At 72.4% G+C, this 26,381-nt stretch carries 27 protein-coding genes; 9 read left to right on the top strand and 18 right to left on the bottom strand.

Annotated elements, in window-relative coordinates; translation table 11 throughout:
• The first annotated feature begins 48 nt into the window (after positions 1-48).
• The gene (locus ACYU7L_RS15615; protein ID WP_460798382.1) at positions 49-1,539 is read left to right on the top strand and encodes an HNH endonuclease signature motif containing protein; all 1,491 of its coding nucleotides are present in this window, start codon (positions 49-51) and stop codon (positions 1,537-1,539) included.
• 346 nt (positions 1,540-1,885) lie between these two features.
• Positions 1,886-3,481: a methyl-accepting chemotaxis protein gene (locus ACYU7L_RS15610; protein ID WP_460798379.1), complete on the top strand. Its 1,596-nt coding sequence runs from the start codon at positions 1,886-1,888 to the stop codon at positions 3,479-3,481.
• Between the two features lie 7 nt (positions 3,482-3,488).
• Here ACYU7L_RS15610 and ACYU7L_RS15605 read toward each other — a convergent pair whose 3' ends face one another.
• The 4 genes from ACYU7L_RS15605 to ACYU7L_RS15590 form a co-directional block, all read right to left on the bottom strand.
• Positions 3,489-3,989, bottom strand: a complete 501-nt coding sequence (locus ACYU7L_RS15605; RefSeq protein WP_460798377.1) for a GNAT family N-acetyltransferase — start codon at positions 3,987-3,989, stop codon at positions 3,489-3,491.
• Entirely contained in the window at positions 3,986-4,999 is a 1,014-nt protein-coding gene (locus tag ACYU7L_RS15600) for a threonine aldolase family protein (RefSeq protein WP_460798374.1), read from the bottom strand. The genes ACYU7L_RS15605 and ACYU7L_RS15600 overlap by 4 nt, the downstream gene beginning before the upstream one ends.
• 11 nt (positions 5,000-5,010) lie before the next feature.
• Positions 5,011-6,363, bottom strand: coding sequence for a class II 3-deoxy-7-phosphoheptulonate synthase (locus ACYU7L_RS15595; protein ID WP_460798834.1), 1,353 nt, complete (start codon positions 6,361-6,363; stop codon positions 5,011-5,013).
• Between the two features lie 72 nt (positions 6,364-6,435).
• Positions 6,436-7,908, bottom strand: a complete 1,473-nt coding sequence (locus tag ACYU7L_RS15590) for an APC family permease (RefSeq protein WP_460798371.1) — start codon at positions 7,906-7,908, stop codon at positions 6,436-6,438.
• 101 nt (positions 7,909-8,009) lie between these two features.
• Between ACYU7L_RS15590 and ACYU7L_RS15585 the strand changes: the two genes are divergently transcribed.
• Together ACYU7L_RS15585 and murD are read left to right on the top strand one after the other, a co-directional pair.
• The gene (locus ACYU7L_RS15585; RefSeq protein WP_460798369.1) at positions 8,010-9,365 is read left to right on the top strand and encodes a hypothetical protein; all 1,356 of its coding nucleotides are present in this window, start codon (positions 8,010-8,012) and stop codon (positions 9,363-9,365) included.
• Positions 9,352-10,707 (top strand): UDP-N-acetylmuramoyl-L-alanine--D-glutamate ligase, encoded by a 1,356-nt coding sequence (gene murD / locus ACYU7L_RS15580; RefSeq protein WP_460798367.1) that lies wholly within the window; start codon positions 9,352-9,354, stop codon positions 10,705-10,707. Before ACYU7L_RS15585 ends, murD begins: the two co-directional genes overlap by 14 nt.
• Before the next feature lie 57 nt (positions 10,708-10,764).
• On the opposite strand, the gene ACYU7L_RS15575 is transcribed toward murD, so the two are convergent.
• Both ACYU7L_RS15575 and ACYU7L_RS15570 read right to left on the bottom strand, forming a co-directional pair.
• Entirely contained in the window at positions 10,765-11,790 is a 1,026-nt protein-coding gene (locus ACYU7L_RS15575) for a 6-phosphofructokinase (RefSeq protein ID WP_460798365.1), read from the bottom strand.
• Positions 11,791-11,877: 87 nt separating this feature from the next.
• Positions 11,878-12,537, bottom strand: coding sequence for a hypothetical protein (locus tag ACYU7L_RS15570; protein ID WP_460798363.1), 660 nt, complete (start codon positions 12,535-12,537; stop codon positions 11,878-11,880).
• Positions 12,538-12,607: 70 nt separating this feature from the next.
• On the opposite strand from ACYU7L_RS15570, the gene ACYU7L_RS15565 reads away from it, so the two are divergent.
• Positions 12,608-13,462, top strand: a complete 855-nt coding sequence (locus tag ACYU7L_RS15565) for a DUF1028 domain-containing protein (RefSeq protein WP_460798361.1) — start codon at positions 12,608-12,610, stop codon at positions 13,460-13,462.
• On the top strand, positions 13,459-14,322 hold the full coding sequence (locus tag ACYU7L_RS15560; protein WP_460798359.1) for an FGGY family carbohydrate kinase: 864 nt from the start codon (positions 13,459-13,461) through the stop codon (positions 14,320-14,322). Before ACYU7L_RS15565 ends, ACYU7L_RS15560 begins: the two co-directional genes overlap by 4 nt.
• 10 nt (positions 14,323-14,332) lie before the next feature.
• Here the strand turns inward: ACYU7L_RS15560 and ACYU7L_RS15555 are convergent, their stop codons facing one another.
• The gene (locus tag ACYU7L_RS15555; RefSeq protein ID WP_460798357.1) at positions 14,333-15,256 is read right to left on the bottom strand and encodes a hypothetical protein; all 924 of its coding nucleotides are present in this window, start codon (positions 15,254-15,256) and stop codon (positions 14,333-14,335) included.
• A gap of 111 nt (positions 15,257-15,367) precedes the next feature.
• Here ACYU7L_RS15555 and ACYU7L_RS15550 point away from each other — a divergent pair, with 111 nt between their 5' ends.
• Positions 15,368-16,591: an oxygenase MpaB family protein gene (locus ACYU7L_RS15550; protein ID WP_460798353.1), complete on the top strand. Its 1,224-nt coding sequence runs from the start codon at positions 15,368-15,370 to the stop codon at positions 16,589-16,591.
• 56 nt (positions 16,592-16,647) lie between these two features.
• Here ACYU7L_RS15550 and ACYU7L_RS15545 read toward each other — a convergent pair whose 3' ends face one another.
• Genes ACYU7L_RS15545 through ACYU7L_RS15520 form a run of 6 tightly spaced genes read right to left on the bottom strand, consistent with a single transcriptional unit; the run spans position 16,648 to position 20,689 of the window.
• Entirely contained in the window at positions 16,648-17,151 is a 504-nt protein-coding gene (locus ACYU7L_RS15545; protein WP_460798350.1) for a GNAT family N-acetyltransferase, read from the bottom strand.
• Positions 17,148-17,834, bottom strand: a complete 687-nt coding sequence (locus tag ACYU7L_RS15540) for a response regulator (RefSeq protein WP_460798348.1) — start codon at positions 17,832-17,834, stop codon at positions 17,148-17,150. The genes ACYU7L_RS15545 and ACYU7L_RS15540 overlap by 4 nt, the downstream gene beginning before the upstream one ends.
• A complete protein-coding gene (locus tag ACYU7L_RS15535) occupies positions 17,834-18,406 on the bottom strand; it encodes a flavin reductase family protein (protein ID WP_460798346.1) in 573 nt (190 codons plus the stop codon). Before ACYU7L_RS15535 ends, ACYU7L_RS15540 begins: the two co-directional genes overlap by 1 nt.
• Positions 18,403-18,786, bottom strand: coding sequence for a DUF4190 domain-containing protein (locus ACYU7L_RS15530; RefSeq protein WP_460798344.1), 384 nt, complete (start codon positions 18,784-18,786; stop codon positions 18,403-18,405). The genes ACYU7L_RS15535 and ACYU7L_RS15530 overlap by 4 nt, the downstream gene beginning before the upstream one ends.
• Complete coding sequence (macS, locus tag ACYU7L_RS15525; RefSeq protein WP_460798341.1) at positions 18,783-19,934, bottom strand: MacS family sensor histidine kinase; 1,152 nt, start codon at positions 19,932-19,934, stop codon at positions 18,783-18,785. Before macS ends, ACYU7L_RS15530 begins: the two co-directional genes overlap by 4 nt.
• Before the next feature lie 26 nt (positions 19,935-19,960).
• A complete protein-coding gene (locus tag ACYU7L_RS15520; protein ID WP_460798339.1) occupies positions 19,961-20,689 on the bottom strand; it encodes a lysophospholipid acyltransferase family protein in 729 nt (242 codons plus the stop codon).
• 96 nt (positions 20,690-20,785) lie between these two features.
• Here ACYU7L_RS15520 and ACYU7L_RS15515 point away from each other — a divergent pair, with 96 nt between their 5' ends.
• Both ACYU7L_RS15515 and ACYU7L_RS15510 read left to right on the top strand, forming a co-directional pair.
• Positions 20,786-21,553, top strand: a complete 768-nt coding sequence (locus tag ACYU7L_RS15515) for an alpha/beta hydrolase (protein WP_460798336.1) — start codon at positions 20,786-20,788, stop codon at positions 21,551-21,553.
• A gap of 68 nt (positions 21,554-21,621) precedes the next feature.
• A complete protein-coding gene (locus ACYU7L_RS15510; protein ID WP_460798333.1) occupies positions 21,622-22,104 on the top strand; it encodes a hypothetical protein in 483 nt (160 codons plus the stop codon).
• 1 nt (position 22,105) lies between these two features.
• Here the strand turns inward: ACYU7L_RS15510 and ACYU7L_RS15505 are convergent, their stop codons facing one another.
• Genes ACYU7L_RS15505 through ACYU7L_RS15485 form a run of 5 tightly spaced genes read right to left on the bottom strand, consistent with a single transcriptional unit; the run spans position 22,106 to position 26,271 of the window.
• Positions 22,106-23,116, bottom strand: coding sequence for an ROK family glucokinase (locus ACYU7L_RS15505; protein ID WP_460798330.1), 1,011 nt, complete (start codon positions 23,114-23,116; stop codon positions 22,106-22,108).
• Positions 23,113-24,057: an ROK family glucokinase gene (locus tag ACYU7L_RS15500; protein WP_460798327.1), complete on the bottom strand. Its 945-nt coding sequence runs from the start codon at positions 24,055-24,057 to the stop codon at positions 23,113-23,115. The genes ACYU7L_RS15505 and ACYU7L_RS15500 overlap by 4 nt, the downstream gene beginning before the upstream one ends.
• Positions 24,057-24,641 (bottom strand): hypothetical protein, encoded by a 585-nt coding sequence (locus ACYU7L_RS15495; protein WP_460798324.1) that lies wholly within the window; start codon positions 24,639-24,641, stop codon positions 24,057-24,059. Before ACYU7L_RS15495 ends, ACYU7L_RS15500 begins: the two co-directional genes overlap by 1 nt.
• On the bottom strand, positions 24,638-25,807 hold the full coding sequence (locus ACYU7L_RS15490; RefSeq protein WP_460798321.1) for an ArsA family ATPase: 1,170 nt from the start codon (positions 25,805-25,807) through the stop codon (positions 24,638-24,640). The genes ACYU7L_RS15495 and ACYU7L_RS15490 overlap by 4 nt, the downstream gene beginning before the upstream one ends.
• A 23-nt stretch (positions 25,808-25,830) precedes the next feature.
• Positions 25,831-26,271: an SRPBCC family protein gene (locus tag ACYU7L_RS15485; RefSeq protein WP_460798319.1), complete on the bottom strand. Its 441-nt coding sequence runs from the start codon at positions 26,269-26,271 to the stop codon at positions 25,831-25,833.
• Between the last annotated feature and the right edge of the window lie 110 nt (positions 26,272-26,381).

Genomic DNA, 26,381 nt, shown 5'->3' with positions numbered 1-26,381 from the left:
AGGTCAAACCGGGGTGCATTGTCGGTGGCACCTGTTTGAGTGATCTGCATGGCGACGACCCCGAACGGCCCCGACGACACCGACTCCGGTGCCATCGGTGGCGCCGTCGGGATGGTCGGTCTGGCCGACCGTGCCCTGACCGGGCTGGACTCCGTGCTGTGGGCGACCCGCCCGTGCGATGACCTCCTCGAAGGCGTCGCCGCGTTGGAGGCGCTGCGCGCCCACGTGGCTGCCCTCGAGGCCGAGTTGTTGGCCGAGGTCCATGCACGCGCCGCGGCGAAGACCGAACTGGCGTGGGCCTCAACCGGGGACTGGTTCACCCACCTCGCCGGCCTCCGCCGCGCCCAAGGCAAACGGGCGGTAGACCACGCCGGCCTGTTGCGCGGTGAGCGCCGCGCCACCCTCGAAGCGCTACGTCGTGGGGACGTGTCGCCCGAGCAGGCTGCGGTGATCGTGGATGCGATCGAGCAGCTCCCCACCAACCCCCAGCTCCGCGCCGAAGCCGAGGCTCTGTTGTTGGTCGAGGCTGGGGTGCTGGATGCCTCCGAGCTCGCCAAAGCAGCCCGCCACCTGATCCACGTCATCGACCCCGACCGCACCGAACGCGACCTCGAGAAGGCCCTGGACCGCGAGGAACGCGCCGCCCACCTCGACCGGTTCCTGTCCATCATCGACGACGGCGCCGGCGGCGTCCGCCTCAAAGGACGCGGATCAGTCGAGGACGCCGCCATCCTCAAAGCAGCGCTCCTGCCACTCACCAAGCCCCAACCCGCGCTCGACACCGGCGAAGAGAACAGCTCCGGCACCGGCGATGAGGGGTGTAGCGGTGAGGTGATCGATCCCCGCGACCACGGCGCCCGACTCTGGGACGCACTCATCCAGAACGCACAACACGGCCTGGACACCGACCAGGCCCCCGAGTGCCATGGCGCAAGGCCCCGGGTCACCGTCACCATCGACTACCGGGCATTGACCGGCCACCTCGACCGGCACGCACCCGTCACCCTGGAGGGTGGGATCGACTGGCCGCTGCTCGGACTCGACCAAACCGCACACTCCACCGGGCTCGCCGCGGACCTCGCTGCCGGACTCGGGGTCACCGACGAAGGACTCACGATGTCCGCGGCCACCGCACGCAGGCTGGCCTGTGATGCCGACATCATCCCGATCGCCCTCGGGGGTCCGAGCGAACAGCTCGACGTCGGCCGGACCCACCGCCTGGTCACCCCCGCCCTGTGGCGAGCCCTCGTCGTACGCGACCACCACTGCGCGTTCCCCGCCTGCACCCGGCCCCCGGTGATGTGCCACGCCCACCACATCACCCACTGGACCGACGGCGGCCCCACATCGCTGGACAACATGGTGCTGCTGTGCGGACACCACCACCGCACCATCCACCACACACCGTGGGAAGTCAGGCTCAACCCCAGCGACGGGCTGCCCGAGTTCCAGGCGCCGCCGCGACGGCGACCCCGAGACCCCGACCGACCACCGGCCCAGCCACCTGACTGGGTTCGGCACCGACCACGCCGCGAATAGCGTCAGTGCGGGGATCTCGACGTCGGGCGCTAGCGCGCCCTGCTCGATCAACGAGTGCCGCGCGCGCCCTGCTCGATCAACGAGTGCCGCGCGCGCCCTGCTCGATCAACGAGTGCCGCGCGCGCCCTGGCCGGGCGGGTCTCGACGTCGGTTGCTGCGCAACCTGCTCGACCACCGATGGCGACGGGCGCAACCTGCTCGACCACCGAAGGCGACGGGCGTGCCCTGGGCGATCAGCAGGGGACTGGTACGGACCGGCAGGTCGTTGTCCTCAGATCACCCTCTCGCTGTCCGATAGGGGCGGCCCAGGCCCGGCATCGACGCCGGACCTCCACGAGGGAGTCCCATGGCGTACGACTCGGCGAACCCGTCGACCACCCGTCCCCAGATCGAGGCGGCCACCCTGCCGGAGATCGGCGCAGGAAGCAGTGCGTACGTCGTACCGCTGCTCACCGTCAACCTGCTCCTGCAAGCCGCTGTGGGTGTGTTCTTCGCCAGCGGAGCCGGCGCTTGGGCACTGCTCGGACTGTCCGTGGGGGCGACCGCGTTCGCGGCGTGGACGGTGCACCAGCGGATCATGGGGCCGCTGGCCAGCATCTCCACGGTCGTCGCCGGCATGGCTCGCGGCGACCTCACCCTCCCGGCCGGTCCGGAGCACCCGATCGGCACCGCCTTGGCTGCCGCCGGTGCCCGCACCCGCGAGGCCATGCGCGACGTGGTCGACTCCTCAGCCTCGCTCAACGGCACCGCCGAGGCCGTGGCGGCCGCGACCGAGAGCATGGGCACCACCTTCGCCGACACCTCGACCCGGGCCGCGGCGGTCAGCTCCGCGGCGGACGCCGTCTCCCACAGCGTCACCGTGGTCTCGACCGGCGCCGGCGAGCTCCGCGACTCGGTGACTGAGATCGCCCGCAACGTCCACGACTCCGTTGCGGTCGCCCAGGAGGCGGTCGCCATGGTCGCCGAGACCTCCGACGTCATGGGCGAGCTGGGCGCGGCCAGCGAGGAGATCGGCAACGTCGTCCGGCTGATCACCACGATCGCCGAGCAGACCAACCTGCTGGCGCTCAACGCGACCATCGAGGCAGCGCGCGCCGGGGAGTCCGGCAAGGGCTTCGCCGTCGTCGCGACCGAGGTCAAGCAGCTGGCCCAGGAGACGGCGCGCGCCACCGAGGACATCACCGAGCGCGTGCAGGTGCTGCAGACCGGCAGCCGCAGTGCCGTGGCTGCCATCGAGCGGACCCGTCAGGTGATCGAGCGCTTCGCCGACTACCAGACCACGATCTCCAGCGCTGTCGAGGAGCAGACGGCGACCACCTCGGAGATGAGCCGCAGCCTCGCGGAGGCAGCGGCCGGGTCCCTCGACATCGCGACCACCGTGGGCGCGGTCGCCACGTCCACCGCCGACGCCCTCGAGCAGCTCTCCCACGCGCGCGACGCCGCTCGCGAGCTGAGCGGGCTCTCCAGCGACCTCGGGGCCATCGCCGGCCGGTTCCGGCTGCCCGCCCGCGAGGTCGTGACCCACGAGACCGGCCCGCGCGGCGGTGTCGCCCTGGAGGTGGAGGGCGCCGTCAGCGTCACCCACGTCGCCGATCTGAACGCGGTCGTGGTGCGCTGGCTCCGCTACGACGACTCGGCAGTGAAGCCCGCGCTGGGCAAGCAGCTCGAGCTCATCCAGAAGCACTCGCTGCACACCGTCATCGTCGACTCGCAGGAGGCGGTGGGGGCCTACTCGGCGGAGATGAACCGCTGGATCGGGCAGGAGTTCGTCCCGAAGATGGAGCGCACCGCCGTGCGCGGCTTCGTCACGGTCGTCCCCCGCAGCGCTGTCGCCGACCTCGCCAACAAGGGCTGGCAGGACAACAGCGAGACCCGCGGCTTCCAGATGGTCGAGGTGGGCTCGATGGCCGAGGCCGAGACGATCGCGCGCCGGCTGGCCTGACCGTCGGCTACCGCAGGTCGAGGACCAGCTGGTCCTCGATGAGGGCGGGGTTGCTCGGGAGAGGCTTGCTGGCGCCCGACTCGGCGAATCCGGATCGCCGGTAGAGCTGGGCGGCGGGACGGTTGATCCGTGTCACCCACAGCGTCAGCCTGCTCGCGCCGTCGTCCAGGGCCCAGACTCGCACGGCGGCGAGGAGCTCCGCCGAGGCCCCCGTCCCACGATGAGCCGGGTCGAGCCATACCGCGACGAGGAGGCGCTCGTCCGGACTGTTCCCGCTCATCCCGGCAGAGAGGCCGATCGGGACCCCCTCCCAGAGAGCGAGGAACGTCGCCGTGCCTTGGCACCACGCGCGCCAGTCGGTCTCGTCGTACTGGCTCTCGTGCTCGAACGTCGACTCGAAGGCGGTCGGTGCGTCCGCCAGCGCAGCGAGGCGAAGGGCCCGGACCTGCTCCCAGTCGGCCTCCCCCGCGCGCCGGACGGCGAGTCCAGCGCGTTCGTCGAGCCTCACACCAGTCGGGCGAGCAGCGCGGCGGCGCGCTCGGCGTCGTCGCGGCTCACGCCCAGGTGCGTCACGAGGCGCACGGTCGTCGGTCCCACGGCAGCGAGGCGAACCCCCTCCGCAGCGGCCGCCGCGATCAACGCGGTGGCGTCCGCAGCGGAGGAGCGCTCCACGACCACGATGTTGGTGTCGACACTCGCCGGGTCGACATCGCAGGCCTCGGCGAGCAGCCGAGCGTGGGCGTGGTCGTCGGCCAGCCGCTCGAGGTGGTGGTCCAGAGCGTGCAGCCCGGCGGCAGCGAGGATGCCGACCTGCCGCATCCCTCCGCCCATCCGCTTGCGCCACACCCTCGACTCCGCGATCGCCTCGGCGCTCCCCACGACCAACGACCCGATCGGCGCTCCGAGCCCCTTGGACAGGCACACCGCCATCACGTCGGCCACCGCGCCGTACGACGCGAGCGGGGTGCCGGTGGCGACGTGGGCGTTCCAGATCCGGGCGCCGTCCATGTGGATGCGGGTGCCGACCTCGTCGGCCCAGGCGCGCAGGGCCTGCAGGTCGGCGATCGGCAGGACGGCACCGCCGGCGAAGTTGTGGGTGTTCTCCACGGCGACCGCTGCGGTCGGCACGAAGAACGGGCCCATGTCGGGCGCGAAGAGCTTGCGCAAGGCCAGCAGGTCGATCTGTCCCCGGTCGGCCGTCCAGGTCCGCATCGTCAGCCCCGTGTACGCCGCGTGGGCACCGAGCTCGGCCCGCGCGATGTGGGCCGAGGACTCGCAGAGCACCTCCTGGCCCACCCCCACCACGGTGCGCACGGCCAGCACGTTGGCCATCGAGCCGGTCGGTGTGAACAACGCCGCCTCGTGGCCGAAGAGCCCCGCCACTCGCTCCTCGAGCGCGCGAACGGTGGGGTCCTCGCCATACACGTCGTCGCCGACCTCGGCGCGCGCCATCGCCTGGCGCATCTCCTCGGTCGGGCGGGTGAGCGTGTCGGAGCGCAGGTCGACGACGTCAGCCACGGGTGCCGCGCTCAGACCGTGCGCGGCCCGGCGGCACGCAGCATCTCGGCGACCAGGAACGCCAGCTCGAGGGACTGCACGCGGTTGAGACGCGGGTCGCAGACCGACTCGTAGCGGTTGCCGAGGTCCATCTCGAGCAGGTCCTCGCCGCCGCCGACGCACTCGGTGACGTCGTCACCGGTCAGCTCGACGTGGATGCCGCCGGGCCAGGTGCCGAGCGAGCGGTGCACGTCGAAGAAGCCCTGGACCTCCTCGATGACGTCCTCGAAGCGACGGGTCTTGTAGCCCGAGCTCGCCTCGAAGGTGTTGCCGTGCATCGGGTCGCAGACCCAGGCGACCTGGATCCCCGCCGCGGTCACCTTCTCGATCAGCGGCGGCAGACCCTCGCGGATCTTGCCCGCGCCGAAGCGGGTGATGAACGTCAGCCGGCCCGGGATGTTGTCGGGGTTGAGCTTGGCAGCCAGCGCGATCGCGTCGTCGGCGGTCGTGGTGGGCCCGAGCTTCACGCCGATCGGGTTCTTGATCTTGCTGAGCATCTCGACGTGCGCGCCGTCGAGCTGCCGGGTGCGCTCGCCGATCCACACGAAGTGCCCCGACACGTCGTACGGCTCGTGGGTGCGCGAGTCGATGCGGGTCATCGCGTGCTCGTACTCCAGCAGCAGCGCCTCGTGGCTGGAGTGGAAGTCGACGCGGTGGAACTCGGCCGGGTCGGCGCCGATGGCCTGGATGAAGTTGAGCGCGCGCTCGATCTCGTTGGCGATCGCCTCGTAGCGCTGGCCGGCGGGCGACTCGCGGACGAAGTCGGTGTTCCAGGTGTGCACCTGACGCAGGTCGGCGTAGCCGCCGGTGACGAAGGCGCGCACGAGGTTCAGCGTGGCCGCGGAGGCGTGGTAGACGTCGACGAGGCGCTGCGGGTCGGGGATCCGCTGCTCGGGGGTGAACTCGAACCCGTTGACCGCGTCGCCGCGGTAGGCCGGGAGCGTCACGCCGTTGCGGGTCTCGTTGTCCGAGGAGCGGGGCTTGGCGTACTGCCCCGCGAGCCGGCCGACCTTCACCACGGGGACGGACGCGGCGTAGGTGAGGACGACGGCCATCTGCAGCAGCACGCGCAGCTTGTTGCGCACGTTGTCGGCGGTCACGCCGGCGAACGTCTCGGCGCAGTCCCCGCCCTGGAGCAGGAACGCCTCACCGCGGGTGACGGCGGCGATCTTCTCGGTCAGGTCGTCGCACTCCCCCGCGAACACCAGCGGAGGATAGGTGCGCAGCTTGGCGACCGCGGCGTCGACGGCGACGGGGTCGGGGTAGCTCGGCTGCTGGGCCGGGCCGAGAGCGTGCAGGTCCGCGAGGTCGGGGAAGGTCACCAGGGAAGTTTACGCGGCCTCGCAGCGCCACCCGAATCGTCCGCTCTGGCGCGGACACCCGGGCCTACGCGGCTCCTACTGCTCGAGATGGTCGATGTCGCGGAAGCCGGTCTTCTGCGCGCGCACCCCGCGGTTCATCAGCCAGGTGAGCAGCCACAGCACGACGCCGATCCCGATCAGCACGGCGGCGATCTGGTACTCGATCGCGTCCCGGTCGACCCAGGGCCCGATCAGGAAGAGGCACAGCAGGCCGGCCAGCAGCGGGGTGGGGCCGGGCGAGGTGAACGACCCGGTGGTCTCCGGGTCCTCGCGGCGCAGCACCACGCAGGACACGTTGACGACCGTGAACACCCCGAGCAGCAGCAGCGAGGTGGTGCCGGCCAGGCTGCTGACGACCGTGCTCTCGGGGTCGGCGGAGACGTACCAGATCAGGGCGAGCGCGAGCAGCGTGCTGAAGACGATGGCGACGTACGGCGCGCGCGAGCGGCGCGAGATGCGGCCCAGTGAGCGCGGCAGCACGTCCTGACGGGCCATGCCGTAGAGCAGGCGGCTCGCCATCAGCATGTTGATCAGGGCCGTGTTGGCGACGGCGAAGACCGCGAGGAACGGGAAGACCTTGTCGATCGGGAAGTCCGGGGCTCCCTTGCTCACCACTTCCAGCAGTGCCCGTCCCTCGGACTCGTTGATGGTGGCCAGCTCACCGGGGGTGAGCACCGCGACGACCGCCACCGCCACGAGCATGTAGAAGACGACCGCGATCCCGAGGCCGGTGAGCATCATCCGGGGGAAGATCCGCTCCGGCTCGCGCGTCTCCTCGACCATGTTGACCGAGTCCTCGAAGCCCACCATCGCGAAGAACGCCACGGAGGTCGCCGCCGTCACTGCGAGGAACATGCCCTTGTCCTCGGGCGACTCGAACATCGTGATCCGGCTGAGGTCGCCGTCGCCCTTCGTCATCGCCCAGATCCCGACGCCGATCACGATGGCGAGCGCCGTCATCTCCACGAGCGTGAGGACGACGTTGAACTTCACCGACTCGCCGACGCCGCGCAGGTTGATCAGGGCGAGGAGCACCATGAACGCCATCGCCACCATCGTGGCGCCGGCTCCCTCGGCGTCGAGGCCGGACTCGATGCCCACACCCTCCAGTCCGCCGATGAGGTTCTGGGCCAGCACGTTGGAGGACGTCGAGGCACTGGTGATGCCCGAGCAGATGACCGCGAAGGCGACCAGGAACGTGACGAAGTGCAGCCCGAACGCCTTGTGGGCGTACAGCGCGGCGCCTGCGGCCTGGGGATACTTCGTGACCAGCTCGAGGTAGGACAGCGCCGTCAGCGTCGCCACCACGAAGGCCACCAGGAACGGGAGCCACACGACCCCGCCCACGATGCCGGCCATCTCACCGGTGACGGCATAGACACCCGCCCCGAGGACGTCACCGACGATGAACAGCAGCAGGAGCTTGGGCCCCATCGCCCGGGTGAGCTCGTCGGACTCCTGATCCCCCGGCCCGGGGGCGTCCTCGTTCACCTTCGTCATCGGGTCCATCGCATCGCTCCCGTCGTCGGCCCTCGTCTCGGGGCTCGTCTCGGGGCCTGTCACCCCGTCACCGCAGCGTTCCCATCTTCGGCGGACCTATACTGGCCCGAGTGCAGCAACTCCTGAAGGCTCCAGCCTCCGCCCTGCGGTTCGTCCACCAGGATCTGGTGATCTCCGCGGACCTCTCCCGCGTCGAGCTCCACTACCGGATCACCGATGGCACGGACTCGGCCGACTTCGTCGAGGTCGTCACGCTGCCCGGACCGTTGGCCCCCGAGGTCGACGAGGGGCTCTTCCGTGACCTCGCCCGGCGACTGTGGCTGGTGGCGGGGCTCAGCTACTACAAGACGACCGTCCCGGCCACCGTCGAGGTGCCCTCGGGACTCACCGCGTCCGAGCGTGCGCTCCTCGCCGAGACGCTGCTCAAAGGGCTCGGCGAGTTCGCCTATCGCAACCAGCTGCCCGGCGCCCTGACGCCCCGGATCGAGGCGCCCACGCTGGACGGCCCCACGCTGGACAGCCCGGCGGTACGACGCGACGAGCCGGCCGGCGCCCTGGTCGCCGTCGGCGGCGGCAAGGACTCCATCGTCACGATCGAGTCGCTGCGCGCGCTCCCCCTCGACGTGCACCTGTTCTCCGTCAACACCTATGCCCCGATCACCCGGACCGCCGAGGCCGCCGGCCTGCCCCTGCTGACCGCCTCGCGACGGCTCGACCCGCTCCTGCACGAATGGAACGCGGCGGGCGCGCACAACGGCCACGTGCCCGTGACCGCGATGAACTCGGTGATCGGCTGCCTGACCGCGCTGCGGGCGGGCCTCGACGTCGTCGTCTTCTCCAACGAGGCGTCGTCGTCCTACGGCAACCTCACCTGGCAGGGCTTCGAGGTCAACCACCAGTGGTCCAAGGGGCTCGCCTTCGAGGGGATGCTGCGCGACACCCTGGCCGAGCTCGGCGCGCCGGTGGACTACGTGTCGTTCCTCCGGCCGCTCTCGGAGCTGGCGATCATGCGCCGCTTCGCGACGCTCACCGCCTATCACCCGGTGTTCACCAGCTGCAACCGCTCCTTCCACCTCGACGAGTCCAAGCGCCGCTCGTGGTGCGCCGACTGCGACAAGTGCCGCTTCGTCTTCCTGACGCTGGCGCCGTACCTCTCCCGCGACGCGCTGCTGGCGATCTTCGGCACCGACATGCTGGCCGACCCCGCACAGCTGCCCGGCTTCCTCGACCTGCTCGCCGTCGGTGACGGCCACAAGCCGTTCGAGTGCGTGGGCGAGCCGCTCGAGTGCCGGGCCGCGCTGACCCTGCTCCGCGAGCACCCCGAGTGGCGCGACCACCCGACCCTGGCCCTCCCCGAGCTTCGGGACGTGACGGTGAGCGAGGCGGAGATGGCCGAGGTCTTCTCCTTCTCGACCCACCACTTCCTCTCGGGAGAGCTGGAGAAGGCCGCCCGTGCGGTTCTCTGACCTGGCCGGGCGCCGGGTCGTCGTCTGGGGCTACGGCACCGAGGGCCGCGCCGTCGAGCGGCACCTGGTCTCGCTCGGGATCGACGCCGTCATCGCCCTTCCCGACAGCACCCCCACGACGTACGACGTGGAGCCGGCGCTGCCGGTGCTGTACGGCGACGAGGCGGCGCGCGCGCTGGAGGCGGCGGACGTCGTAGTGAAGTCACCGGGCATCCCGGCCGCCTCCGACCGCTACCGGCGACTGAGCGCCGCCGGCGTGGGAATCACGAGCATGCTCGACCTCTGGCTCAGCGACAACCACGAGCGCACGATCGCGGTCACCGGCACCAAGGGCAAGAGCACCACGTCGAGCCTGCTCCATCACCTGCTCGGCGGCCTGGGCGTGCCCAGCGCGCTGGTCGGCAACATCGGTGTACCGGTGCTGGACGCTCCCCCGTCACCTGTCTGGGCCGTCGTCGAGGTGTCGAGCTATCAGGCGCAGTCGCTGTCGGTCTCGCCTCGGGCCGCGCTGGTGACGTCGCTCTTCCCCGAGCACCTGCCGTGGCACGGCTCGGTCGAGCAGTACTACGCCGACAAGCTGCACCTGCTGGACTTCGGTCCCGAGGTCGTCGTGAGCAACGGCGACGACGATCGCCTGTGCGCCCTGGTGGCCGACCACGCCGGTCCCGGCAGCCGGGTCGTGCTGACCGGTCCCGGTCGCCCCCATGTCTCCCCCGACGGCTCGCTGGTGTGGCCCGGCGTGGGCCGGCTGGAGCCGGACGAGCTGCCCCTGCCGGGGCGCCACAACGCGGCCAACGCGGCGATGGCGCTGCTGCTGGTCGTCGAGCTGGGGCTGGTCCCGGCGGGCCGCGAGGGCGAGGCACTCGCTCTGCTGACGTCGTTCCAGCCCCTGGCGCACCGGCTCGAGACGGTGCCGTCCACGGACGGGCGCCTCTGGGTCGACGACGGGCTCGCCACCGCACCCGAGGCGGTCGTGGCGGCGCTCGGCTCGTGGCCGGACACGCACGTCGCGCTGGTCTTCGGCGGGCAGGACCGCGGCCTCGACTTCTCGCCGCTGCTGGACCACCTGCTCGCGCGCTCGGGGCCGCTGACGGTGCTGTGCATCGGGGCCGCCGGGGAGCGCTTCCTCGAGAGCGCCGAGGCGGTCCTGAGCGACCGGGAGGAGCGGAGAGGGCTGCCCCTGATCCTCGGCTTCTCCGGGCTCGAGGCGGCCGCGCGATGGGCCCACTCCGAGCAGAACCCGGCCGAGGTCGTGCTGCTCTCCCCCGGTGCCACGAGCTTCGACGAGTTCACCGACTACGTCGCGCGCTCGGCGCGGTTCCGGGAGATCGCGGCCGGCTGACGTCGTACCCCGGTCTGCGGGGTACGACGTCAGCGGGCGCGGTGGGTCTGCGGGGGGTCAGCCGAAGAAGACCTCGGCCGCCGCGTAGTCGTCGGGCTGGACGAGCTTGAGCTCGCCGGTGCCCTCGGCCAGCGCGACGCGGGTGATCTTCGTGCCGTGCAGCGCCATCATCTTGCCGTAGTCGCCGTCGGCCACAGCGTCGGCGGCCTCGAGGCCCAGGCGGGTGGCCAGCCAGCGGTCGAACGCGGTGGGTGTGCCACCGCGCTGGATGTGGCCGAGCACGACCGAGCGCGCCTCCTTGCCGGTGCGCTTCTCGATCTCCTGGGCCAGACGCTCGCCGATGCCGCCGAGGCGGACGTGGCCGAACGCGTCGAGCTCGCCGGTCTGCAGCGCCATCTCGCCGCCGGTGGGCGTGGCGCCCTCGGAGACCACGATGATGGGGGCGAACTCCTCCTCGAAGCGGGTCTCGACGTGGGCACACACGTCGTCGATGTCGAAGGGCTGCTCGGGGATCAGCACGATGGCCGCCCCGCCGGCGATGCCGGAGTGCAGCGCGATCCAGCCGGCGTGACGCCCCATCACCTCGACGACGAGCGCGCGCTTGTGCGACTCGGCCGTGGTGTGGAGACGGTCGATGGCCTCGGTGGCGATGTTGACGGCCGTGTCGAAGCCGAACGTGAAGTCGGTGCCGGACAGGTCGTTGTCGATGGTCTTGGGCACGCCCACGACGTTGACGCCGAGCTCGGCCAGCTTGGTGGCCACGCCCAGCGTGTCCTCACCGCCGATCGCGACGAGGGCATCGACGCCGTCGGCCGCGAGGTTGTCCTTGATCCTCTCGACGCCGCCGTCGATCTTGAAGGGGTTGGTCCGCGAGGAGCCCAGGATGGTGCCGCCTCGAGGGAGGATCCCGTGCGTGGTCTCGATCGCGAGCGGCATGGTCAGGCCCTCGAGCGGTCCCGCCCAGCCGTTGCGGTAGCCCACGAACTCGAACCCGTGGACCTTCTCGCCCTTGCGGACCACGGCCCGGATGACCGCGTTCAGACCGGGGCAGTCCCCGCCTCCGGTCAGCACACCTACGCGCATCGTCACTCCTCTTCCATCGTCGGTTCTCACGTCATCGACCACACTGCCACGTCACCGACTGGAAGCGGCAGGACCATCGAACGTGGGTCACAGGACCAGTGTCACGAGAATTGCCGAGCCGACCCCCACCAGCAGCCCCGCGAGCGCGACGCCGAACACCGGCAGCCAGCCGCCGACGACGGACCGGTCGGTGATGGTGGGGCTCGCCCCCCAGCGCGGGTCGCGCGCGATCTGCTCCAGTCGGCCCGGTGAGACGGCGGTGTCGAGGACGGCGACCTCCCGGCGCAGGGGATGCAGCCAGAGGTCCGCGAACTGCCCCCGCAGGTGCAGGCCGACCCAGGCGGGGACCAGGACCGCGACCCGACGTGGCGGCCCGTCCCCCACCGCCTCGATCACGACCATCGCCGCGGGACCGGGCTGTCGGGGGGCACCTGCGGAGTAGGCGGGGGCGCTGCTCGCGATCCGCCGCCGCACCACCCGCCCGATGGCGGGGGTCGGCACGACGGCGCCGGCGACGATCTCGTCGCTGCCGCGCACGGTCTCCTCGACCACGCGACGCTCGCGCGAGCGTCCCACCAGCGAGACCCCGACTCCCCAGGCGATGATGAGCACGAGGCCGGTGATCAGCAGCGGGAAGGCCGCCGGATCACCGATCAGGCCCGCATAGCTGCCGCCGAGGGCCACGCCCGGTCCCAGGGTCTGCAGGAACGAGGACCACCGGGTGAAGGCAGCGATGTCGTTGAGCACGCCGAGGTCCTACCCCGTCGACCCGCGGCCAACCCGGGGCGACCGGGCCCGAGCAACTAGCCTGACGCCCATGACCTTCTCGATCGTGGCCCGCTCCGCCGACGGTGAGTCCTGGGGGGTGGCCGTCGCCTCCAAGTTCCTGGCCGTCGGCAGCGCGGTCCCGGCCGCCGTCGCCGGGGTCGGCGCGATCGCGACGCAGGCCCACGCCAACGTCGCCTACAAGGGCCTCGCCCTCTCCCACCTCGACGACGGCGCCACGGCGTCGGTGGCGCTGCAGCGCCTGCTCGAGGAGGACGAGCAGCGCGAGGACCGGCAGGTGGGGATCGTCGATCTCGAGGGCCAGGCCGCGTCCCACACCGGCGCCAACTGCTACGACTGGGCCGGCGGCGTCGTCGGCGACGGCTACGCGATCCAGGGCAACATCCTCACCGGCCCCGAGGTCGTCGAGGCGATGCGGGACGCCTTCGAGGCCAGCGACGCCGACGCGCCTCTGGCCCGACGGCTGATGGCGGCGCTCGTGGCCGGTGACGAGGCCGGCGGCGACAAGCGCGGTCGGCAGGCGGCGGCGCTGCTCGTCGTACGTGAGGAGGCGGGGTACGGCGGGCTCGACGACGTCGCGGTCGACCTCCGCGTCGACGACCACCGCGCCCCCTGCACCGAGCTGCTCCGCCTGCTCGACCTCAACGACCTGTTCCTGACCGCCTCGAGCGAGGAGGAGAAGGTCGCGGTCACCCCCGAGCTGGACGCCGAGATCGACACCCTGGTGCGCGCGCTCGGCCACGAGGACCTGCACGAGTGGGTCGGCACGGAGAACTTCGAGATGCGGGTGGCGCCCACCGGGTCCTGGATCGACCGGCGGGTCCTCGCGATCCTGCGCGAGCGCGCGGCCGAGGGGTCGGCTGAGGGGTCGGGCACGCCCGGATGAGCGTGCTCGCCCTGCACGTCGGCACGGCCGGGGTCACGGCCCTCGTCGTCGCGGCGGACGGCACCGTCGCGGGCCGTGGGGTGCACGAGGTCGCCGAGCAGACGCCGGCGCCCGGCTGGGTGGAGCACCGGCCCGAGGAGATCTGGAGGGCCGTCCTCGCGGCCACCCGGGACGCCCTCACGACGTACGGCGGCGACGACCTGCGCGCGGTCGGGATCACCGCACGGCGCGACACCCTCTTGGTCTGGGACCGCGAGACCCTGTCCTCGCCACGCCCGGCCTTCGGACCTGAGGACCAGCGGGCGGACGCGGTCTGCACGCAGCTGGGCGCCGCCGGGCACGAGACCCGGATCCTCGAGCTGAGCGGCCGGCCGCTGAACGCGCGTGCCGCCGGTCCCCGTCTGGCCTGGCTGGCCGCCCACGAGCCCCACACGTGGGCCCTGGTCGAGGCGGAGCGCTACGCCGTGGGCACCGTCGACTCCTACCTCGTCGCCCGGATGACACGGGGCACCTGGCACCTCACGGACCGCTCCCAGGCGAGCGGGACCCTGCTCCTCGACCGGACGAGCGGCAACTGGTCCGACGAGCTGTGCGTCCTCTTCGGCGTACCCCCGGAGGCGCTGCCGGAGCTGGTCCCGAGCCGGGGCAGGATCGCGACCACCGAGCCGCGCGTGTTCGCCGGTCTGGCCCTGCCGATCGCGGGGCTCGCAGCTGAGCCGGAGGCGGTGCGCGCAGGTGAGCGGCTCCGCCGTCAGCACGACGGCCGGGCGGCGCCCGACTCGCCTGCCGAGGCCGACGCCGCCGCCCTGGGCGCCGCCTACCTGGCCGGGCTCGGGGTCGGCGTCTGGTCCGCCGAGTAGGAGGATCCGCTCAGCCGAGTGCGTCGCGGCCGGCCTGCGACGCGTCCCGCTCGCGGCGCGCCTGCGCGGCCACCTCCTCGGCCTCGGCACGCACGTCCTCGGCGTCGGCGAGCTCCTCCTCGACCTCCTCGGCGCGCGTCTCGAGCTCGTCGAGGCGCCGGCGCAGCTCCTCGAGCTCGGCGCTGATCTGCAGGCCCCGAGCCTCGAGCTCCTCCACCTCCGAGGCCGCCGAGGCCAGCGCGCTCTCGGCCTCCGCCAGCGATTCCTCCGCGGCGGCGAGCCGCTCGTCTGCCGCCCGGCGCGCCTTCAGCTCCGCATCCGGGTCCGGTACGACGCGCAGCTCGGGCCGCGGGGCCGCAGGTGCCTGGTCGTCGGCTCCCTCGCGGCGGGTGGCCTCCAAGCCCAGCGCGTCCGGGAGTGCGACGGCGTCCGCCAGCTCGACCTCCCCGACGCCGGTGGCGGCGAGCGCGCTCACGAGCAGGCCGCTGCGCACGGCGCGGGCGCAGCCCTCGTCGATCATGGCAGCGGTCAGCGTGGCCTCGACCTGCTCGGCCACGGCCTCGGTGACCTTGTGCCCCTCCTCGCGCGCCAGCCGCCGGGCCCGGGTCGTGACGGCGGCCGTCAGCATCCGTCGCTGCTTGGTGAGCTCGCGCAGCTGGGCGGCGTCGAGGTCGGCCTGGGCCTGGCGCAACGCCTCGCCGACGGCGACGACCTGGGCGACCTCGTCGGCCTCGCGACGCACCAGCAGGTTGACCACCCAAGCGGCGGTCGAGGGCTTGCGCAGCCCCTTCACCCGAGCGGCGAGCTCCTTGTCCTCCGCTTTGAGCTCCTTCGCACGGGCGTCGCGCGCAGGCGTGAACTCGGGGAGCGGGAGGGCATAGAGCGCGTCCGCCACCACCAGCAGAGCATCGGTGTCGGGCGCATCGGCGGTCACGTCGGTGAGCATAGGCGCGGCCGTCCACGGGGACGGCGGTGCGCTGAGACATAGCGTGGGGCATGACGTGGGGCACGTGACGTGCAGCACGCGGGACACTACCCTGACAGTATGACTGTCATCGTTGATCGTCCCGAGGTGCCGACCAGCGTGCGCAACCGCGCCGAGGCGGAGCGTCGCCACGGCGACCGTGCCGCGGCGTACTTCGCCGGGATGTGGGACGGCGACCCGCTGGCGGACGCGTTCGTCGCCGACTTCGCCCGGCTCGGCCATGGCCGGGCGATGCGGATGCTCCGCACGGCCTGTCGCGAGGGCATCGGGGCGGTCGCCGACGCCCCCGACTCGCTGCGAGCGTTGTTCGCCCAGCTCGACGACGTGCCGGAGTGGGTCGACCTCGACCGCATCGAGGCCGGCAACGCCCAGACGGCGCGCTACACCCGCCAGGCGGGCATCGTGCTCGGCGCCGCGTCCCTCGTGTCCGGCTACGCCAACTCCGCCGCGTCGCGCCCGCTGGAGATGACCGGTCGCTACATCGAGAGCGCGGGCGTGCGGACGATTGAGGTCGGCTCCTGGCTCGTCGAGACCAACCGCAAGGGCGGCCTGCGCCGCCACGGGGCCGGCTTCGAGCTCACCGTGCGTGTCCGGATCATCCACGCCCTGGTCCGCCACCACCTGCGCAGCGCGCCGGAGTGGGACGAGGCCGCCTGGGGCGTGCCGATCTGCCAGGCCTACCTCGCCTACACCCTCATCGAGTTCTGCCTGATCCCGGTGCGCGGCATGCGCGCGATCGGCGCGCCCTACCTGCCCCACGAGGTCGCGTCCTACTACGAGGGCTGGCGCTACGTCGGCCACCTGATGGGCATCGACGAGGCCCTGCTGCCTAAGGACCAGGCCGACCAGGAGGCGCTCGAGGAGCTCTACCTGCTCACCCGGCCGAAGGTCGACGACTACTGCCGGCGCCTGGTCGGCAGCATCAACACCGAGTTCCTGATCCCCGAGATCGAGGAGCTGCTCCCGGCCCGCCCGGCCGTCCTGCGGCGAGTGGCCCCTCCCGTGGTGCACGCGCTCGAACGCGTCTTCATCGGCGACCCGATCGCCGACGAGCTGGCCATCCCCGACACCCGCCTCAAGCACGTCGTGCGGGTCGCGGGCCCGGTGCTCGCGGCCGTCAACGGCGCGCTGGACCGCAGCGCCCGCCTGCGTGAGATACGGACCCGGCGGGGCCTGGCCTTCCGGGAGAAGCAGGAGGCGCGCCTGCGGGGCCGCTACGGCGTCACCCACGACCTCGTCGATGCCTCCCCCGGTGGTGGGAAGCCGCACCCGGCCCGGGGCTGACTCCCCCACCGATTCCCCCGCCGACTCCCCCGCTGGCTCCCCCACTGATTGGGGCCTCACAGCTCGACGGCGTACTCCATCTCGACCGGGTACGGCGGCCACGGCGCCGGCCGCCGCTCGCCGGTCGGCGCCCAGCCGAGGTGCTCATAGAGGCCCCGCGCCCGCTGGTTCTCGACCAGGCACCACAGGAGGGCCCGGCCCGCTCCGCCGACGGCGATGGCGCGCATCGCCCGCTCCACGCCCGCCCGGCCCAGCCCGAGACCCCAGGAGTCCGGGTGCACGGCCAGGATCCGCAGCGACGACGCGTCGTACGCCGTCGCCGCGACCAGGCGCGCCTCCCGGCCCAGCACCTCGACGACCGCTCCGGGCTCCTCCAGGATCAGCGTCCAGCGGGCCAGCACGTCGTCGAGCGGGTAGGGGTGCTCCTCAGGTGGGAAGACGTGCCCCAACGAGGCGAGGTTGGCGCTGCGCTCGAGCTCGGTCAACGCCCACGCGTCGTCCGAGGCGGCCAGGCGCCATGGCGGCATCCCGGGCGTCCCGGCGTCTCGGGGAGCGCTCATTCCTCGTCGCCGTCGAGCCCCTGCTCGATCGCCCAGCGGGTGAGCTCGACACGGTTGTGCATCTGCAGCTTGCGCAGCGTGTTCTGGACGTGGTTCTGGACCGTGCGGTGCGAGAGCACCAGCCGATCGGCGATCTGCTTGTAGCTCATCCCCTTCGCGACCATCTTGAGCACCTCGGTCTCGCGCTCGGTCAGCTGAGGGGCGTTCGGGTCGGGGTCGGCCGGGCCGTCGGCGAGTCGGCGGAACTCTCCCAGCACCAGCCCCGCCAGGCCGGGCGTGAACACCGTGTCGCCCGCGGCCACGCGTCGTACGGCGTCGAGCAGCTCCTCGCGGGAGGCGGACTTCACGAGGTAGCCCGTGGCGCCTGCCTTCACCGCGGCCAGGACGTCGGCCTGCTCGCCGGAGGCCGAGAGGATCAGCACCCGCGCGGACGGGTCGTGGCGCAGGATCTCGCCGGTGACCTCGACGCCGTTCGGGCCCGGGATCTGCAGGTCCAGGACGACGACGCCGGGCCGGGCTGCCGGGAAGCGCGCGATCGCCTCGTGGCCGTTGGCGGCCACTGCGACGACGTCCAGGCCTGCGGCCAGCAGGTCGCGCTCCACCGCGTCGCGCCACATCGGGTGGTCGTCGACCACCATCACCCGGATCGCCGATCCGTCCGCACGAGCGTCGGTCACGTCCATCAGTCCCTCTTCTCGGCTGCTGGCTTCTCGGCTGCAGGCTTCTCGGCTGCTGGGTCGGCGGGCGGGCGCTGGTAGCGCCCCCGCCGGTGCACGAGCGGGTCGGGGTCGTCGCCGATCGTCACCTGCTCGATCGCACACGTCACCAGCGTCGACCAGCCGACCTCGGTCGTGTCCACCAGCCGCACGCCGGCCCAGGTGGTGGCGGAGCTGAGCAGCGGCCCCCACTCGGTCGGTGTGAAGTCGGCCTGGACGAACATCCCACCAGGAGCGGGCGCGGTGCCCGCGAAGATCTCGGCCAGGTCGCGATGGGGCCAGCGGAGCAGGGCGACGACCGCACGGCCGGTCGACTCCAGCACGTCGAGCAGGTCCGAGTCGGGGTCGACCAGCGCCAGCACGGCGCCCGGCTCGCCGCCGGCCACCATCAGCGACGAGACGGTGAGCCCGGCCCGGCCCGCGTCGGCGTCGCCGGCCGTCCAGAGGGTGACGACGCCACCGAGACGCCCGCGCAGGCGCCTGCTGGGCTCTCGCTGCGACTCGGGTCCGAGGAAGGGGTGCTCGCTGTGGATGGTCACGCGCCGGCCGACCCCATCGTCGCGAGGACGCTCAGGAACGAGATGCCGACGAACCCGAAGACGAGCACGACGAACAGCAGCGCCAGCACGAAGATCACCGTGCCGATGATGCCCATCACGTAGCCGGCGGACGCCAGCCCCTCACCACCCAGCCGTCCCCCCGAGGCCCGGATCTCCCGCTGGGCGCTGCGCCCGAGGATGATCGCCGGGATCGAGCCCAGCGGGCCGATCGCGACGATGCCGAGGATGCCCAGCACCATCGCCGCCACGGCGGTGCTGGAGGCGGGGGCGGGCGGTGCCGGGTAGGGCGGGGCCGGGTAGGGCGAGGCCGGGTACGGCGGTCCCGGAGGGGCCTGCCAGTAGGGGTCTGATGAGCTCATACGTCCTCCTCGGTGGCGTCGGGGCGGGGCAGCGTGAGCTCCCACTCGGTCCCGAAGGCGCCCGTGGCGAGCTCGGCGGTGCCGCCGAGGTCGGTGATCCTGCCCAGGATCGACCCGCTGACACCCAGGCGCCCCTCGTCGGCCGCTTGCTCGAGCCGTCCCGGAGGGATGCCCGGGCCCTCGTCGCGCACCGTCACCACCACGCGGTCTCCGAGATCCTCGAGCAGGACCCACGCCGGCGCGTCGTCGCCGACGTGGCGGGCCACGTTGTCCAGGCAGGCCGCGACGACGGCAACGAGGTCGTCGGCCGCCTGCCGGGGCAGGGCCACTGGTGTGCCCGGTCCGGAGACGACCGTGCGGGGCGGGTGCCGGGTCCCGAGCTGCTCCAGCGCCGCCACGAGGTCCGTGCGGTCGTCGGGCCGGCTCGTGTCCGGGACGGAGTCCTGCTGGCGGATCATCACCCGCAGCGCCTGCTCCTGCTCGCCCGCGAGCCGACCCAGCTCGGCGCCCGTCCCCCCGAGCTCGGTGCCGCGGCGCTGGACCAGGGCCAGCACCTGCAGCACGCCGTCGTGGACGGCGCGGGCCAGCCGGGCGCGCTCCGCCGCAGCCGCGGCGGCACGCTCGGCCCGATCGCGCTCCACAGCCATCTCCTGCAGCGAGCCGCAGAGGTAGCCCACGATCGGGCCGCCGATGAGCAGCAGGAACACATGTCCGTAGTTGGTCTGGGTGATCTCCGAGCGGGCCGCCAGGTCGACGACCGACAGTCCCACCCCCGCCGCCAGACCTCCGCGCCAACGCCAGTGGACGGCCCAGGCGAAGAGCGCGCCCGCCACCCAGAAGCCCGGCACCGTGGCCCGGAAGCCGTCACCCTTGAGCAGCGGAGAGGCGGCGAGCGCCGCCATCGCGAGCGACAGGTCGACCAGCAGCAGCCAGGGGACGCGGCGCCGCGGCGCGTCGTACGCCCAGATCGCGACGGCCGTCCACACCACCATCGCCGCGACCACCAACGCTCCGGCCACGGGATGCTGGAAGTTTTCGAAGCGCCACAGGTTCAGCCCGACGGCGTTGGCGAGCACGACCACCCGGAGGACGGCAAGGGCCCGGAACATCCGGTCCTCGACCGCCAGGGCCGCGGACTCTCGCCACACGACGGCTCCCTGTGAGCGCTCCCGGATCAGGACGCCTTCTTCTCCGCCGCCGCGTCGGCCTCGCCGCGACGGGCCTGGTCCTTGGCGAGCTCCTTGGCCTTGGTGGCATACATGTCGACGTACTCCTGGCCGGAGAGCCGCATGATCTCGTACATGATCTCGTCGGTGATCGAGCGCAGCACGTAGCGGTCGTTCTCGAGGCCCTCGTAGCGCGAGAAGTCCAGCGGCTTGCCGAAGCGCACGGTGGGCCGGATGATCGCGCCGAACTTCTTGCCCGGAGGGGCGATCACGTCGGTGCCGACCACGGCCACGGGGATGACGGGGACGCCGGTCTCGAGGGCCAGCCGGGCCACCCCGACCTTGCCGCGGTAGAGCCGCCCGTCGTGGGAGCGGGTGCCCTCGGGATAGATGCCGAACAGGTCGCCGTCGGCGAGGACCCGCTTCGCGGCGAGGATGGCACCCTCCGCGGCGCCACCGCCGGACCGGTCGATCGGCACCTGCCCCGAGCCGCCGAAGAACGCCTTCTGCAGGCGCCCCTTGATGCCGGGCGCGGTGAAGTACTCGGCCTTGGCCACGAACGTGACGCGCCGGGTGAGCGTGAGCGGCATGAACAGCCAGTCGGAGTACGACAGGTGGTTGCTGGCCATGATCGCCGCCCCGGCGGGGGGGACGTTCTCCGCGCCCTCGGTCACCGGCCGGAAGATCACCCGCATCAGGGGCCCGAGTGCCACCCACTTCAAGAACCAGTACAGCACCGTCGAACCTCCTCGCCACGAGCGACGAGCGGCCTCAGCGACCACCGTCGTGGGCACTTTAGACCCTCTCCGGCCCGGTGGGGCACAATGCCGCGCATGGCGATCGATCCCCTGGCGCTGCCGTACTCCGCGCCCGCCCGTCCCGAGCTCACCGGAGGCCGCCGCATCGGTGTCCTGCTCAGCCACGGGTTCACCGGCTCACCAGCCTCGATGCGCCCCTGGGGCGAGGCCCTGGCCGCCCGCGGCTATGCCGTCGAGGTGCCCCGTCTGCCCGGGCACGGCACCAGCTGGCAGGAGATGAACCGCACCACCTGGAACGACTGGTACGGCGAGATCTCGCGGGTCTTCGACGCTCTGCTCGCCGCGAACGACGCGGTGGTGGTCGGCGGGCTGTCGATGGGCGGCGCCCTGGTGCTGCGTCTGAGCGCCGACCGCAGCGCCGACGTCGCCGGGGTGATGCTCGTCAACGCCGCCGTCACGAGCACCAACAAGCAGCTGGCCGCTGTGCCGGTCCTCAAGCACGTCCTCGCCTCCATGCCCGGCATCGGCAACGACATCAAGAAGCCGGGCGGCGACGAGCACGGCTACGCCCGGACTCCGCTCAAGGCCCTGCACACGATGATCCGGGCCTGGAAGCCGCTGCAGTCGGACCTGGCGAAGGTGACCGCGCCGATCCTGCTCTTCCGCTCCGTCGAGGACCACGTCGTGGACCCGTCCTCGGCCGGCATGATCGCGGCGAAGGTGTCTTCGCGGGACGTCACCGAGCGGCTGCTGCATGACAGCTTCCACGTCGCCACGCTGGACAACGACGCGCCGGTGATCTTCGAGGAGTCGGCCGCCTTCATCGCACGTGTCACCGGCTGACGACTCCCCCGCCGGCTCCCCCGCCAGCTGGGGCCGGGGGCTGGGGTCGTGGGCGTAAAGTCGACGATGTGAACCGGCAGAGCGAGGATGACGCCTGGCGCGCGATCGTGGAGAACTACGGCGATCGCGCAGAGGTCGACACCTCCCCCACCGCGGAGCCCGATCCCGACGCCGAGGCCGACACCGGCCCCGAGGCGGAGGAAACCCAGGACCTGGTCACGGCCGGCCCGGGAGACTTCCCCGCGGAGAGCGCCGAGACCGACGAGGGTCGCAGTCGCCGCGACATGCTGGAGAGCGGGTACGCCGACGACGACTCCTTCGTGCCGCCCCCGCCGCCACCTCTCCCGCACGTGCCGCTCCCCCGACTCGTGTCGTGGGTGGGCCTGCTGGGGAGCCCTGCCCTGCTCCTCGTCTGTCTGATCGCCGGCATCTCCCTGCCCCAGTGGCTGGCCTACCTGCTGGTCGTGGGGTTCGTCGGCGGGTTCGCCTATCTCGTCGTGCACATGCCCCGGCAGCGCCAGGATCCCTGGGACGACGGCGCGGTCCTCTGAGTCAGCCCCGGGCCGCAGAGCCGGAGGCGCCCGAGCCCGGGACATCGGGGCTCGCGGCACGGCGGGCGAGGTCGGCGGCGCCGACGAGGCCCGCCTCCGGGCCGAGCCGGGCCGCCTTCACGGTCGGTACGACGCGGTGCCGCTGAGCGACCAGCGACCGGTTGAGGGCCGTGCGCGCGGGAGCCAGCAGCAGATCTCCGGCCGCCGAGACACCGCCGCCGACGACCACGCCGTCGGGATCGATGGCGGCGACCAGGTTGGCGAGCCCCACGCCCAGCCACGTCCCGACCGAGGCGAAGGCCTGCATCGCCATGGCGTCGCCCTGCTCCGCCGCGAGGGTCACCATCGGCCCGGTCAGGCGGGCTGGGTCTCCCTCGCAGCGGGCACTCAGAGCGGTCGGCTCCGTCGCCATCCGAGAGCGCACGAAGCGGACCAGGGCGTTGCCGCTGGCGTACTGCTCCCAGCAGCCACGCCCGCCGCACTCGCACAGCATCCCGTCGGGCACCAGCTGCATGTGGCCGAACTCGCCGGCCATGCCGTTGCGTCCACGGTGCACCCTCCCCCCGAGGACCAGCGCCCCGCCGATTCCGGTGCCGAGCGTCACCAGGACGGTGTCACCGCCCCCGCGGGCGGCGCCGTACGTCCACTCGGCCCAGGCTGCGGCGTTGGCATCGTTGTCCAGCACCACGGGGACCCCCCAGCGCTGCTCCATGCGGGAGCGCACGTCCTCCCCCTGCCAGGGCAGGTGAGGGGCGAAGGCCACCCGCTCGCCGTCGCGGTCGACGAAGCCGGCCGCGGCGATGCCGACGCCCGCCAGAGGGGCGCCGGCCGCCGCCTCGAGCACCGTCTCCACCAGGCTGTCCTCGACGAGCCGGACGTCCACGCGCCGGCCCGGCGTCGACCGCTGGGCCGTGCGCAGCACCTGCCCTGACTCGTCGACGACGCCGGCCAGCACCTTGGTGCCACCGACGTCGACGCCGACCCAGACGGGTGTGGTGGGGGCCGGCCTCACGCGCGACGCGACAGGTCGGCGGCGCCGATCATGCCCGCCGCGTTGCCCAGCGAGGCGCGGCGGATCTGAAGCTCGGGGCGATAGCCGCGACCGGTCAGGTGGGCGGCGAAGGCCTCGCGGGCCGGGCCGAGGAGCAGCTCGCCTGCCTCGGAGACACCGCCGCCGATGACGACCACGGACGGATCGAGCACCGCGGCGAGGGTGGCGATGCCCTCGCCCAGCCAGCGGCCGACCTCGTGCAGCTGCTCGATCGCGAACGGATCTCCCTCGCGAGCCGCCACGGTCACCAGCGGGCCGGAGATCGCCTCGATGCGCCCGTCGGCGCGCTCGAGCAACGGCGCGGCAGCCGGGTCCCCGCGCTCGGCGGCCTCCCGGGCGTTGCGGACCAGCGCGCTACCGCTCGCGTACTGCTCCCAGCACCCGAGGTTGCCGCACCCGCAGGGGCGACCGCCCGGGACCAGGCGAACATGTCCGATCTCGGCTGCCACACCGAACGCGCCACGGACCAGATTGCCGTCGATGACGATGCCACCGCCCACCCCGGTGCCGACGGTCACGAGCATCAGGTCATCGACGTCCGCGGCCGCGCCGAAGGCGAACTCGCCCCATGCCGCCGCATTGGCGTCGTTCTCGACCACGACGGGCAGGTTCAGCCGCTTCTCGAGGTCGACCCGGAGGTTCTCGTCGCGCCAGGCGAGGTTGGGCGCGAACAGCACGGTCGAACGGGCCCGATCGATGAAGCCCGCGGCCCCCACCCCCACCGTCTCGACGGCGTGCTCGCGGCGGAGGTCCCCGACGAGCTCCTCGATGGCCTGCTCGATCGCCTGGGTGTCGGTCGCCGGCGAGACCACGCGGGCCTCGGCCAGCACCGTGCCCTGCTCGTCGACCACTCCACCTGCGATCTTGGTCCCGCCGACGTCGATCCCGCATGCCAGTGCCATCAGTCGCCCGGCCCTTCGTGCTCAGGAGCCCCACCGTCGGGCTCGTCGTTCGTGGCCCCGCGGTCCGCGGGCTGCCCATCCCCTGCCACGTCATCCCCTGCCACGTCGTCCTCGGGCCAGGCGTCCTCGGACCACTCGTCCTCGGGCCAGTCGCTCTCGAGGTCGATGTGCTCGAGGTCGGGATCACGGCGCCCCCCACGCTCGTCGGCGAGGGCGCCCGCCAGGATCCCGGCCGCAGCCTGGGCGAGCGCGGAGGCAGCCACCCCCAGGTGCTGGCGGACCTCCGGGTTGAGCGAGCGCACCGTGTGGATGGTCCGGCAGACCGGGCACCAGGCGCACTCGGGGGCTCCGGTCGCGACGTGGTCGTCGATCTGGCGTGCGGCCGCGGCAGCATGACCCGCCAGATCGCCCACCCCGTGTCCCAGCCCGTGTCCCAGCCCGCTGCCGACCTCGGCGCCGTGCTCCCGGGCCCAGCCGGCGAGCGCACCCATCAGCTTGGCCGCCTCCTCGGCGACCCCACCGATCTGCTCACCCGTCGGGGTGCCCGAGGCGTCCCCCGGCCCGTCTCCGTTGCTCCGGCTCACCGGTCGGTCTCCTCGAAGCGCACCTGCAGCTCGCCGGAGACCACTCGGGCGCCGGCCACCCGCAGCCGCGAGAGACTCGCCGGCAACGAGAGCAGCCGGCGGTAGGACCCCACGGTCACCACCAGCTCGTCGCCGTTGCGAGCGAGGTCGACCTCGGGCCGGGTGACGAAGGGAAGCCGCAGGTGGAGCACCGCTCCGCTCCGGCCACGGGTGATCCGGAACGGTCCCTCACCGGTGGGGGCGGCGAACGGGTCGTCGGTGGCGTAGACCTCGCGGGCCAGGCGGGTCAGCGCGTCGACGCCGACCGGCTCCTCGCCGCGATAGACCGAGCGCCACACCGGCAGCCCGGCGAAGGACTCCTCCACCTGACCCAGCACGGTGTCCTGGGCCTGGACCCAGCCCGCCCGCCAGTCGTCGGCGCCCTCGGAGGGGAAGATCCGGTTGGCGACGACCCCGTCGACGCGGTAGCCGAACAGCGAGAGCGAGGTGAAGGAGCGGCGTGCCTCCGCGAGCACCACGCTCTCCGGGGTGAGCACCAGCCGGACGCTCGCGTCGGGGCCCGACAGCAGCTGATGGACCTCCAGCAGTTCATCGTGGAGGCGCTCGACGGCGTCGAAGACCGTGTCCCCGGGCATCGGGACCCCGGCTGCGCGGTTGAGGACGGGGCGCAGCGCCTTCACGATCCGGCGCTCCATCGGCAGGATCCGCTCCATGTACCACCCGAGCGCCTCGGGCAGGGCCAGCAGCCGCAGCGTCTCCGCGGTCGGCGCGCAGTCGATGACGATCACGTCCCACTGCCCGGAGCGGGCGTGCAGACGGAGCTCGAGCAGCGCCAGCACCTCCTCGGCACCCGGGATGACCGTGAGCTCCTCGGCGGCGACCCGGTCCACCCCGGCCACGTCGAGCACGGTGAGCATGTAGGTCTGGATCTCGGCCCACGACTGCTCGAAGCGCAGCTGGGCGTCGATCTGCTGGACGAAGAGGTTCTCAGCCACCTCGGTGGGCTCGGCACCGATGGGCGTGCCGAACGCGTCGGCGAGCGAGTGGGCCGCGTCTGTGGAGAGCACCAGCGTCCGCCTGCCCTCGGCGGCGGCGAGCGCCGCCGTACCGGAGGCAACCGTCGACTTGCCGACCCCGCCCTTGCCCGTGAAGAGAAGTATGCGCACCCGCGGCACCCGACCCCGGGGGGTCAGCTTCCCTGCTCGACGCGCTTCTTGAGCCCCTTGAGCGCGGTGTCGATGAGGATCTTCTCGCCCTTGCGCTTGAGCATGCCGATCAGCGGGATCGTCACGTCCAGCGAGAGCCGGTAGGTGACCTCGGTCAAGCCGTTGCCGGTGTCACGCAGGATGTAGGCACCGTCGAGGGCCTTGAGCATCTTGCCCTCGACCAGGGTCCAGGTGACCTGACGGTCCCCCTCCCAGACGTAGGAGAGCGTGTACTCGTCCTTGATCGGCGACACGTCCAGGGCGAAGAACACCTGCTCGGCGCGCTCACCCGGCTCGGCCTTGACGACCTCCGCGGTGTGCACGCCCTTCGCCCAGGCCGGGTAGGACTCGAAGTCGGCGATCACCGCCATCACCTCGGCGGGAGCGGCCTCGACGAGGAGTGAGGACGTGGTCTGCTCGGCCATCGTGCGACTCCTGCTGGTCAGCGGCGGCCCGGTCAGCCACCGGAGGTGATCAAGACCTGCGAGCGTACCGGATACCAGCGGTATGGCAGGCAGCGGTAGCCTGCGCGCAG

It is taken from the genome of Nocardioides pacificus, assembly GCF_054775955.1.
Note: the sequence above shows the minus strand (reverse complement) of the source record. Positions and strands in the feature narration are given on the sequence as shown.